General features: G+C 31.4%; 8 protein-coding genes and 1 pseudogene. 3 read left to right on the top strand and 6 right to left on the bottom strand.

Translation table 11 applies throughout. The features are described from left to right. Positions 1-78: 78 nt before the first annotated feature. Together CO726_RS32035 and CO726_RS29205 are read right to left on the bottom strand one after the other, a co-directional pair. Positions 79-216 carry a hypothetical protein gene (locus tag CO726_RS32035; RefSeq protein WP_169513105.1) on the bottom strand — a complete coding sequence of 46 codons (138 nt, stop codon included), beginning with the start codon at positions 214-216 and terminating at the stop codon, positions 79-81. Positions 217-237: 21 nt separating this feature from the next. Then, positions 238-651 carry a DUF6018 family natural product bioysynthesis protein gene (locus CO726_RS29205; RefSeq protein WP_099686614.1) on the bottom strand — a complete coding sequence of 138 codons (414 nt, stop codon included), beginning with the start codon at positions 649-651 and terminating at the stop codon, positions 238-240. A 412-nt stretch (positions 652-1,063) separates the two neighbouring features. Between CO726_RS29205 and CO726_RS29200 the strand changes: the two genes are divergently transcribed. Next, the gene (locus CO726_RS29200) at positions 1,064-1,456 is read left to right on the top strand and encodes a DUF6037 family protein (protein WP_245916828.1); all 393 of its coding nucleotides are present in this window, start codon (positions 1,064-1,066) and stop codon (positions 1,454-1,456) included. A gap of 312 nt (positions 1,457-1,768) precedes the next feature. On the opposite strand, the gene CO726_RS29190 is transcribed toward CO726_RS29200, so the two are convergent. After that, the gene (locus CO726_RS29190) at positions 1,769-2,374 is read right to left on the bottom strand and encodes a hypothetical protein (protein WP_099686612.1); all 606 of its coding nucleotides are present in this window, start codon (positions 2,372-2,374) and stop codon (positions 1,769-1,771) included. 282 nt (positions 2,375-2,656) lie between these two features. Here CO726_RS29190 and CO726_RS29185 point away from each other — a divergent pair, with 282 nt between their 5' ends. Beyond that, positions 2,657-3,646, top strand: a complete 990-nt coding sequence (locus tag CO726_RS29185) for an AlbA family DNA-binding domain-containing protein (protein WP_099686611.1) — start codon at positions 2,657-2,659, stop codon at positions 3,644-3,646. Between the two features lie 152 nt (positions 3,647-3,798). Here the strand turns inward: CO726_RS29185 and CO726_RS29180 are convergent, their stop codons facing one another. The 3 genes from CO726_RS29180 to CO726_RS29170 form a co-directional block, all read right to left on the bottom strand. Next, positions 3,799-7,254 (bottom strand): SIR2 family NAD-dependent protein deacylase, encoded by a 3,456-nt coding sequence (locus CO726_RS29180; RefSeq protein ID WP_245916826.1) that lies wholly within the window; start codon positions 7,252-7,254, stop codon positions 3,799-3,801. Between the two features lie 38 nt (positions 7,255-7,292). Continuing rightward, positions 7,293-8,987, bottom strand: a complete 1,695-nt coding sequence (locus CO726_RS29175; RefSeq protein ID WP_099686610.1) for a helix-turn-helix domain-containing protein — start codon at positions 8,985-8,987, stop codon at positions 7,293-7,295. A 295-nt stretch (positions 8,988-9,282) separates the two neighbouring features. Then, positions 9,283-10,464 (bottom strand): HEPN domain-containing protein, encoded by a 1,182-nt coding sequence (locus tag CO726_RS29170; RefSeq protein WP_099686609.1) that lies wholly within the window; start codon positions 10,462-10,464, stop codon positions 9,283-9,285. 1,178 nt (positions 10,465-11,642) lie between these two features. Between CO726_RS29170 and CO726_RS29150 the strand changes: the two are divergent. Further along, a pseudogene (locus tag CO726_RS29150) lies at positions 11,643-12,552 on the top strand (hypothetical protein); the annotation flags it as partial.

The following is a 12,552-nucleotide window of genomic DNA, read 5'->3' as shown; positions in this document are numbered from 1 at the left end:
TGCAATAAAAAAAGGAAGATCCAAGTATAAACATCACTTAGTTCTTCCTTTTACCCTCTATATACTACCTCGACATAATTAGAATGGTAGTTCTTCATCTGTAATCTCCGGTAGGTCATCCATACCAGTAAAAATATCATCCGGCTCTTGGGATTTCTCTTTTGTTTCCTGCTCTTTTGGATCGTCTAATATTGTCCAAGTGTTATCTTTTTTCATATCTTTATCCCTCTATTCTTCTTATTTTTCTGTTTCATAAACAAGTTCTTCGTAGTCAAAAAGATAATCTTTCAGCCTACGCATAATTTTACGAAACTTCGGTTCAGCTACGATCTTTGTACCATGATAAAAACTTTGTTGCCCGACAAAGCGCCATAGGATGACATAGCCTTCTTTTGCTCCCTGGATACCCTCAATAAATAATGCAATTTCTTGAGTAGCTTCTTTTTCATGAGTAGCACGTGGTTTGAAATATTGAAATTTACCATCTGGTAATATAATTTCAGCTTCAAAACATCCTCTCATTTGATTCACTCTTGCTCTGGATTCAGATGACATTGCTGGTGCAGCATATGATTTCTGATTTTTTTCCATTCGTGTTTTATGTTCCTCTACTGTTGGTACTAGTTGTAAGTGTCTACAATCTTTTTTCATTTTCATATCTCCTCTATTTTGTAATTTGTTATGATTCATAACCCCGCCTGCAAACTTGAAAACAACACAAAAAGGGCTTCTTCAAGTCGATTAATAATGTGCATAGCAAAATAAGCTATATACAATAATCGGCTCAAAGAAGCCCTTTCACAATTGAAACAAGACGCAACTTGCTTCTACAACTCAACCACAACACAAAAAAAGGTGTGGGAATAAACGGAATCAAATAAACTAACAATATACCTATATATTACACAATTAGGATTATAGTAGCAAGTTGTTTTACAAGTTTTAAAGAAACATTGTACCTGAATTACTTCTAAAGCAATGACACATCTCTTTTTTCGAAATATATAGAATGTTAAAATTGGATAAATGTTATATATCATACTTTTACATGGAGGAGATACTGTTGAATATTTTAAGTAATTTTAGAGATCTAAAGAGCGACATGATTGGTAAGGGCTGGTGTATTGATTCTTTTGTATTTAAATATAATCAGCAGGAGTATATTGTTTTAGTAAAATTATACATGAAGGATGAAAAAATACCGGAATTTGCTTTGTTAAAATTAGAGTTTTTAAAAAGAAACAACATTACAGACAAATTAATTACACCAGCAAATGCAGTTAAACTTTTAATAGATGCGAAAGCATTGAGAACATATTTTGGTATTCCTTTTGGAACTAATCCCGGAGATGCAATTCAATCATTTTATCAAACATTATCAAAATTCATTCCAAAGTCTTGTAATCAATGTCGTCAGATGGAGTCTTGTTTTTTAAATTCAACATTAACTTTTTAAAAGCAGTTCTCTTACTCTTCTCTTCAACAAGATTGTTACGTAACAGTGCCGCTAGTATCTTATAGGGATTATTTAACTCCTTCATTTTATCGTACCATAAATTATGAATAAACTGCTTATCCCCATCGAATAAAGCTATACGCTGAGTGTATTCTGAAATGAAAGCATTGAAAATATTAAAGCTATTTTCATCCTTTAAAAATCGGATTAACTCTGTTGTAAACGGATCTCCTAGCTTTAAGATTTCATCCCAAAATTTATTCATATCCTTATTTTCGAAAATCATAAAGAGAGGATCGATTTCGTCAAATATTAGCTGAACCTCTTGGTGTAAAAGCTTTTCAAATCATCATCGTTTAAAGAGTTCTTTATTTGCTGCATGATGTGAGAAAAATCAGTGTTTTCTGGTGTGAATCTGTGGTCAAAATGCTTTTCAATACTATCTAATATCGCAGTTCTACTTCCACGGACAACAAGTTTTGGTAAATAAGATTGCATAAATGTCCAAAAGGACTCTACATGTGCATAATTAATTTCGTTTTCCTTGGCGTGTGCAGCATCATTTCTTCTATCTCTCCAGTAAAATAGATGCCGATTCATCTCTTCTCGTTTTTTGTTGTCTTGAAGAAATATTGGATTCTTGGAGTAACCAGTTATCGTATCAAATACGGTTTCTTCCCATTTAGCGTCATTATTTACATCTCTTTGTATACTTGTCCATGCCCCTTCTGGAACATTATCTGGACGCCTAGCATCTAAGAGCCGATTCTTGATAATCTTTTCGAAACCTAGATAAGAAAAAAGTAATCCGGCTCTATACGCTCCTGCTTTATAACATGTAAAACCCTCATCAAGAAGGTTTGTTACCTCTATAGGAAAGTCTTGTTCAACCATCCATTTTTCTATTGGCAAAATCATATAATTCTTCCCCCTCTTCAAATCTTATTTTAATAAATGCTGCATACATCCATTCTACAGGGAATTTATTAATCATTTAAGCATGTTTTTCACCAATATTTTCATAATAAAACATATGTGCTCCTTAACAATATAGCCCGCATTTTTAACTGCTTTATTATTTTTTAAATAAATTTATTACTTTACAAATATATATAGATTTATTCGACAACTAATAAGTTTATATGGGAATATAGACTTACTAGTTTTGTAAAATACAAATTTTAAAAGGAGTATTCCAAAATGAATAATGCCGAACTAATTTTTGATAAATTGGAAAAAGATGGGTATAAAGAAATTTCACGTATGCTAAACCAGCACCAGGAAGAATCAGTATTCTTAGACTTCAAATTAAAAAGTATTCCTGATGGTAGCAAAATTTCTAAAGATGATAAAAGGAACTATGCAAAAGCATTATCAGCATTTGCTAACACCTCTGGGGGAGTTATCGTTTGGGGAGTTAATGCGCGCAAAAATGAAGATGGACTAGATGCCGCTAGCAATGAAGAACCTATAATTAATGCTAAAGCCTTTCAAACAACTTTAAATAGTTTACTTTCAGATGCACTAACTCCTTTATTGCCTGATATTCAAAATATATTTATTCCTAAATCCGATACCAATGATGGGTTTGTTGTAACTTATGTACCTGCTAGTGATTTACCACCACATCAAGCATTATTAGGAGAAAATAAATACTATATGCGTATTGGAGATAGTTTTAATCAAATGGAGCACTCACATCTTTCAGATGCATTTGGGAGAAGACAAAGACCTGTTTTAGAAGTGCATTATGAAATCCAACAGCGTCTACTTAGTGGTTCCGGTCCTGAAAGGGAACATAATTTATCCCTTATAGTTGGTATTCGTAATATAGGAAGATATGTTGCTGTTTATCCTGCAATTCAAATCAAAGCAGAAAAAAATCTTTATTTACTTGAAGGATATGAAGAAGCTCTTAAATTAGTTCCCCAAACAAACGATTCTCGAAAGAAAAATGGTTATATGTTTGCAGGAGGTATAGATGATACCGTTCATCCTGGAACTTATAGGACTGCATATCCTCTTCAGCTTAAATTCCGAGTTAAAGAAAAACATCTTAACGGAGAGAGTACTGAGCTAGATGATTATACTTGCTCATTTTCCTACGAGCTTTTTGCACAAGGATGTGAATCCGTGAAGGGAGAAATAGTAATCACATTTGATGAAATAAGAAAAGCTATTTTCTTATAATATAGATATTATTTTATTCATTGTAACTACATAACACAAAAAGAGCCATATTAATATGGCTCTTATATATATATTTTATTGTTAACAACTTTTTAATTCTAAGTTAACTTTCTATATTCAAACAAATAAATTATCTTATTATAGATTAACCATTATGTATGCTGAAGGAAGTCCGCACAAACCCTTACTTCTGGTAAAGGATTATTCCTTATATACTTTTTCCACTCATTAAACTGTTTACCAACAATCTTAGGCTGATTATTACAAATGTAAGTTACTAAGTTTGCATAACTGGTTAATAAATTAAGATCATCACGTGTTAAAAATTCTACTTCTTCAATTATTGACGTTAAATAACAATTACTGTATTTGATCAGTATCTTATAATCACTATCATCAAAAAATGTAGGAATAGATTTTGAAATTTCTATCACTATATTAATTGCCATACTTACAATATCCACTGAACCATATTTTATTAAATGTAATATTTCTTTTTTAATCCGAATAGGATCTTCCACATTAATCTTCTTATTTTCATTTAATAACAAACAATCATGTAGCGCTTGCATTGCGGCATTTGCACAATTACTTTTTTTATCATTTAGCCTATCAAGTAAATAATCTATACCATACTCACCATTATTACCTAGTCTTTCTAAAGAAGGAATTAAATAAAATGACAAATCTTTTCTTATTTCCATAATTTCTAAAAATATTTTCCTTATTTTAATTAAATCCCTATCGTCTAATAATTGTTTGGGAACAGTCCCCAAAATTCTATCCCCCAAAATATACACTAGGATTTCAAAATAATTTACACTAAACATGTACTCATTATCTACTTCTATTGCATTAAATCCTTGCTTTTGATCTTCCCACCACAAATAAAATTTTTCTAACCACGGTTTATAAATGCTATTTTTCAAATCAGCTTCATTTGTATCTTTATAGGTACAAGAAAACACTTTATATAGTTCCCTAAAATATGTATCTAACTCTTTACTTCCAATAAATGTCCCTAATTTATAAAATTTAGGTATTTCTTTTAAAATAAATTGTGATTCATCTATTAATTTAGGTATTTGAACTAAGCGAACAGTTTCCTCCATAACACGCTGTAATCTTGTACTTTGTCTTCTTGAATACTCTTTTATAGACGTTAACAGTCTATTGTAAAATTCTTGAGGTAATTTATCGGTTCGGACAAGGGCAATTATCTTGAACAATGCTACATCATGCTCATTATCATCTTTTAATTTATTAAATAACTTTTCAATCTGGTTTTGAGACATCTTAAATTGACATAATTTGCTCTGCTCTTCAAGGCCTTCTATTATATATTTAAAGAATACATTTTCCATTATTACTTCGTCATCATTTTCTAAACTAAAAATATTATTTTGAATCAACATTTTACAAAAAGACTCAGATTCAACAATATTTTTTGATACAATTATCCTTATTAAAAACCTATTTATTAATCTCAGTTCTTCTGACTCTAATGTTCCTTTATTCTTAATAAATTCTATTAAACTTGAATCTATAATTTCTTTTTCACCGCTTGGTAAAATGAAGTAAATTCTAGAAATAACCTCCATTTCAACACTTACATCTAATCCACTTCGAGATTTATTGAAAACTGAATTCGTCAAATAACTAGTTAAGATATCAAGATTAGATTGATCCATTGAATACACAAATTCTCTTGAAAACAATTTAATTATGCCTTCTGAATCTATAGTTTGTATCTTTTTTATTTGACAATATGTCGGATAATACTTCTCTAAGTTTCTTATAGCTAACTCTAGTTCAGAATTATTAATTGTCGGTAGCATTAAAGTTTCTTGCATCTGCATGACAGCAAATGAATTTAATAATGCTTTATCTATCAATATAGAATATGAAGTTTTAATTCTATCTATTCCAGGATCAAATCCATCATACCTTACTTTCCCATATGAATTTTCGAATTTCACTACTGAAATAACTGATTGTTCATACTCTTTTCCCACATCACAATTTTTACTATTTAAAAATCTTAACCTATCATCTCTTCCGTTATTCTTTAAGTGATGCAACACAATACTTTCTAATGACATTAAGCGATAATCATCTGGTTTTATAGCAAGTAAATTTCTAATCGTTTGTAAATACTCAATCAACATTTGATTAGCTTTAGCATTTTTGTGAATTCTGAAATAAATAATCGCCTTTTTTATACCCCATTCTATTTCAGTTTTCTCCACATTCCATTGATTCATCATTTTTTCTACTATTTGAACATCGCTATTTAAAGCGTATAATATTTGTTCATGTTTCAAACTATGGCTTTGTTTCTTGTTTAAGTTAAGCTTGTCTAATAATTCTTGATACTTTACGAAACCAAGATTATTAAAATTAAGTCTCTCTTCTTTTAATAATAGGAGCAGTAATTGAATATATTGTTCATTACTCTCGTCTAATTTATCAATTAAACCCTCTAGTTTAATTGATAAATTATTAAAATTAATAGGAATATAGAATTTTTCACAACACCATAATATCTCTTCTAAATAATTAACTATATCTTTTGATGAATTCAAAAGAATTGTTATTTGTTCCTGAATGTTTGATACATATTTCTTTCTTATATCAGTTGGCATAACAACCCAATTCGGATACGTTTCTCGGTTTTCTTTAAAGTTATTAATGTTTTTATAACTTTTATATGGCCACTTTGTTTTCTCTTGTCTATTATTATAAGAAAGATACTCAAAAATATCAGCAAACATTGTAGAATACCGGTTTTCTGATTCACCATATATTTCTTTAAAATCAATTAAGGTAATCCCTTTTTCTGCAAGTTCTTTCAATTTCTCCTCATTTTGTCCAGCACAATCTATCATATAAATTTTCGGCATATGATCACCTAGATTTTCTTGTACCCAAGTTGTCCATTTTTCAAAATTCGGATCATCTCCGGAGAAACCTATTAATACAAAAGTAGTCTCCATAATAGATTGTTGAACCATGTTTACAAATGGTCTAAAATTTTGTGGATAATTTTCATAATCCTTTTTTGTAAAAATAAAAGGTCTATTCGCTGGGAAGCTTCCATGTAATTTCACAATGCGCGGTTGTACCGAACTTGGGATATCATTAATATCATAAATAACTTGATAATTTCGCTCATAGACCCGTTTTTTTGCACGTTCTAATAAAGTATCATAATTCGTGGTATAAACATCCGACCATGGTAGTTTTAACAAGTCATGATGTATTTTATCTGGCTCATAATTGTCATCAGGGATAGCCTCTTTTAGAATTTCATCCAAACTTGTTCTCCCATATTCCTCAACAAATATTTGGCTAACTTCTAATACATCTTTATCTTTAATATCCGGATGGTGTATTAAATCTTTAATTAACCGTTTTTTTAAATCCGACCATAGAGCCATTCCTTCAAATGTAGCCTCAACCCTTTTGGCATTTAAGCTAAAACCAGCTCCAACCATAACTGATACTCTACTTTTTCTATCTTTCATCCAAAGTCGTTCACGAATGGCTTTTAAATGCGGGTACATCGTTAACTTTTCTTGAAAAATCCCTTCAACATCTCTTGTCAATTATAAGTCGCCCCCATAAAATGCATAATTCTTTAATCCTACAATAAATTAACCACTTCTTGTCTCTCGATCCACTTATCTAATTTATTTTTTGTATCATCATTTAATCGTTTTCTTTTACCCGATAACATTCTTGAAAGTGTCGAGTATGAAATATCAATTTCTTTTGCTAATTCACGTATACTTTTATTATTCTTCTCTTTATACGTGTTCATCTTGTCAATATAGAACTCAATACTATTAGGTATTTCTTGATTTGGTATACTTATCGGCTTCTCTTCAATTACCGGTGGCTGTTCTTCCATTTCAATGGCTAATGGTACCTTCTGCTTACTTTTCTTAGTAATCAACTCTTGTTGTAGTTTAACAAGTTCATTTGTAGGAGAAATAATTACCTTCAATTTTAGCCAATAGTTTTCAAACCAATTTTTCCCCTTACATTTCTCTTCATCAATTTCAGGAGAGTATTTCCACTCCTGAATTACTTGGTCCCTCATAAGATCATCTAACGTCTTTTCAAAAACTTGTCTTATTAGACTTGGTTTTCTATTCATACTTATCTCCATTACTTGTAATAGCCCTTTAGGACCACCAATACTATATGAATGAGTTAGATGTTGATAAGATTGTTGAATACGCCAACGCCAACTTAAATATCTGGTTAATCGTTTATGGTATCTTTGTTGCTTGCTGTTATACTCCAGTGCTTTCTTAGATAATAAACCTGTTAGTTTTTCAGAACCATATAGATACTTCGATAAAAAACTACCTGGTGTAACGTTCATGCTCTCTATACCTAATGTTCTATCCGTATCAATATCTTTTGCAATGATAATTTCGTCCATTACAAATAACCTTCTAATTCTTTGCTTTTTATAAGCTAAGGTTTCATTTGGATCCTCTTCATTCAATATCACGATCTCATTATCTTCATTGACATAAATAAAAATACTTGCAAGAGCAGCTAAACGCTCCATAATCTTTAATCTGTCATCTTTTCGATAATAAGCCTTACCATTCTTGATTTGCTTCATATTACACATATCTAATATTTGTTCATAATGTACAGGCACAATTGTCTTATCATTTTCCGCACTCTTTACCCATAGTTCAGTAACAATATCAAGGCAATCCGCCGTCAAATCATCCATAACTCGAGTTAAAAAAGTAGAATCAATTAGTGTATTCCATCTTTTGAGCTCTTCTCTTTGTAATTTCATATCGCCATCATCATGTGAAGAGACCACCACTAGACTATTTTGTTTATCCTGCAATTGAGCAATACGTACATTCTTATCTTGGTCATCTGTAAACTTATTCTTAGCAATAGTGTCTGATAGATGGTACATAAATCCTGCATTACTTCGTTCTATATAATCACTTTTGTCCTCTGGATCTAAAGGTAACTCTTTCGCGACAACGGGCAGTTTAATTCCAAATTCCATATATAAATCGTCTTTTAGACATTCAAAAATTTCTTCCTTATGATTATCTAATTTGGGAAGAATGTCTATCGCAGATAATCCTAAGGCTTCCTTTTTAGAAACCCATTTCACTAGCCTTTCAAAAGTCTGTGATGAATAAGTTGAGTTGTAAATCTTCTGTAGGTCTTTTTCTACATCTTGATAGAATTGTTGCCATTTATTTAAAACTCTTTCACTTCCCTCAACTCCAGTAAATAGAGGGTACGCTATATATAAAGTGTTTTGAAATAGTACTTTTAACTTTTCCACTAATAATCCTCCTAATTGCTTCTAATACAATTATATCAATTGCTACTTATCATTCATACCATTCTAAATAGAGTTTCGAAGGTATGTACAAATTTCCAATCATTTAAACGATTTTGACAAACTGTTTACTTTTATGTTTACAGACTCACTAAGATCCACTACATATTTGATTCCATAGAAAGTGTCGTTATGCTATAACGGTTTGGTTCCATATCAAATGGCTTTAAAAACAAAGGCAGCAACATAGTGCTATGCTGCTGCCTTTGTTTTTATTTAGAAGAATTTAAGGTAATGCTCAATTGCGTAAAAGTTTATTAACAATATCTTCTTCCATTATTTCAAGTTTATCCCCTCGACTAGTATATTCCAATGATTTGAATATGCACTGACGTACAATTCCATCCAGTGTTTGTAATTCCTTAGCTAGTGTGTCAGGAGGGAGATTTGAGTTACCATGAACTAGGTTAGATCTTATTCCATATAATTTTTTTACTTTTTTATATGTGTCGGGGCTACCGTCTAATAGTCTTGCTGTATATAGTGAGACTCTAAATAATAATTCACCTCTTACAGAGGGGTATAAAGATTCTAAAGCGATAATTAAATCAATGAATTTATCATCTAAATTTACTTTGTTATGAGCTGATGCTAATCTTTCAAGAGCGATAAGTTGAGTAGGTAATTCATCAATGATTTTGAAGTAGGCAGAAATTAATTGAGTATCTTTAATAGTTATCTTACCACTTCTCTTTTTGTTATCTACTGCATTAAAATACTGGATAGCTTGAATCTCGCCATAATCAGCAAAGTAACTAAATGTAATGATAGGTGAAAAATATATATGTTCAAGAGTACCATTGTATAAAAGGAGACTCTTAGATAAATTTTCAATTTCACGTACCAATGAATTACTTTCATCTACATTACATAGAACTTGTTTTCGTTCTAACAATACGCAAGGGCTAGATTCGTGATGAAAGAGTGCATGTCTAAAACTTGACTTAAAATGTGAGTTAGTCATCTCTACTTTGTTATAAAAATACTCTATGTTTTCTTTATCTACAGGTTTGATTGAGAAATTTGGAAATTGAATTTCTTGATTTTGAATATCCAAATTATAGATTAAGGATATGGTTCTATAAACATATTTCCCCTCTAGATATAATTGGAATTCTTCCATTAATTCTTCGAATATATAATCAATAAAATTAAGTGATTTTGCTTTTACTAAATATGCCAATAAAAATTTAAGAGATGTCTCAGTATAATCCCAATCCAAATCTTGTTTAATGTGATGCTCAATAATACTAAGGTTGTAAGAAGTTAAAGGAACTGTTCTTTCAAGTTCTATTGCAACAACTTCTCCACTGCCATCACTAGCAAGCTCAATTTTTTTTGTGGAATGTTCAAATTTTAAACCTTGTATATAGTTTAATTGCTCCTCAAGGTCAGCTTTTATTTTCTCTTTTGAATTCATGATTCCCCTCCTTTTTACAATCGTACCATATTAGTAAAGTTATAGTGCTATGTTACTTTTTGTTTGAGTCCATTTTTATAATTTGAATTCAAAAGATGTTATTGTCCTTTATGCATAACACTCGTATTTCCTCTCTGAATGAACGCCACGGCAGTTATTTCTAATGAGAATCATGACTAATCTAGTAAATCCCATGATTGATATTTTGTATGCGTCATTTCTATCTCAATTTAAAAATCATGAGAAGGGATCTCTGCTTTTCAAGGTTCAATTTTGGACCTTACGCAAATAACCACAACATCTTTCCCATAATGCGTACCCTTATTGAGAAACATACAACATCTTTTCCCATGTTCTGTACTCTTACTGTAAAATAAGCAACGCCTTTCCCATGTTGCGTACTCTTACTATGAAACATGCAACACCTTTCCCGTCTTGCGTACCTTTCTTGCAAAACATGCAACACCTTTCCCGTCTTGCATACCTTTCCTGCAAAACATGCAACACCTTTCCCGTCTTGCGTACCTTTCCTGCAAAACATGCAACGCCTTTCCCATAATGCGTACCTTTAATACAAAACGAGCAACACTTTTCCCATGTTACGTACTCTTTTACTAAAACAAGCAACATTCTTCCCATGTTGCGTACTTATTTTTCGCAACAAGCAACACCTAATATTTAAATTATTTAATTTTACATTGAAAAGAAGCAACATTTTTCCCAAGTCGCGTACCTATATTTTTTACGAAACTAGTTAAAAACGCTGTCATATCAACTTATTTGAAATGTTTTATAAAAATCAAACTATATATCCCGTGAAAATTCTTTCCCAAGTCGCGTACCCATTTTCCCGAAAAAGAAGCAACGTCTTTCCCATGTTGCGTACCAAAAAACAATTGAAATATCTATAAAGTATTGATGTTAAAGGATTTCCCTTTTTCTCAATAAATAGCATCTTACAAGAAAAGAGCAACACTCCTTCCCAAGTTGCGTACCAAAAAAAAAATCGAACTTTTTTTCTACCCCTTGTGGTTCTAAGGCTCATAAGGTGTTGCCTTTTTTAAAATTCTCTCTTAAAGGGCACATTTTTACAAAATTCATTTTGCTATAATCAAAATTGGTATATTTTATAGTCTTTTGGCATATATTTCTGAATTTGTAGAACGGAGGTGAAAAAGATGGGGAAATCATTTGTAATACGAAATCAACGTAGCTTAAATGGGGAAACAACCAATGCTGTGTTAGTAACACTAAAATCTTGGCAAAGGTTTGTGGAAACATTTGAAGAGAAATACTACAGCTATAAAGATACATATTTAGAAGATATTCTACAACACATGACATACGAAGAGCGTATTGCGGATGTAGAAGGTTTTGTCGAAAAAGCCAAACCATCTTTTTCACGTCGGGCGATGTCTACACTTGCAGAAAAAACGGGAAGAAAACATAAATTATACGGCATTACGAATGCTGATCTCGAAGTTTTCTTATATCTACATAAGAAATGCTTTACTAATGGTGTCATTCCAAATGTAACCATACATATGATGTGGGAAGATTACAAGCAATACAAAGAAGAATTTGCTTATATCCAACACTCTCAATTCTATATTGCATTAAAGAAATTAAACTTCCATAACATTATCTCCATTGAAAACGGAGTAGATGGCCGATATACAATCAAACTCACTCATTTTATGAATGAGGAAACAGAAAAAGCAAATCCGTACGTATATATTAGTCCTGTTGTATTTACAAAGGCTTTCTTTAAGCTATCTGTAGCGGCTAAGAAGCTATTCTTAGACATCGCCATGCAACAACATACAGAAACAACATTAAAGCGTTCATTGGACAAGCAGGACGAAAGAGGTAACAAAACTCACTTCGGTGGGATGTATCGTTTCTTACATAAAAAATATCCGCATCAAATCCGTTCCGTTATCGATGAATTAACAACGGCATTACCATGTACGGGGAATCCCCTATTCAAAATTTGCAAAATGCAAAAAGGGGTAAAGCATACAAAACGATATACAACATTATACCTTTCAATCCATTCAGACTTCTTATGTACGAAAGAAGCTGGTG

The sequence above is a fragment of the Bacillus fungorum genome, assembly GCF_002746455.1.
GTDB classification, from domain to species: domain Bacteria; phylum Bacillota; class Bacilli; order Bacillales; family Bacillaceae_G; genus Bacillus_A; species Bacillus_A fungorum.
Note: the sequence above shows the minus strand (reverse complement) of the source record. Positions and strands in the feature narration are given on the sequence as shown.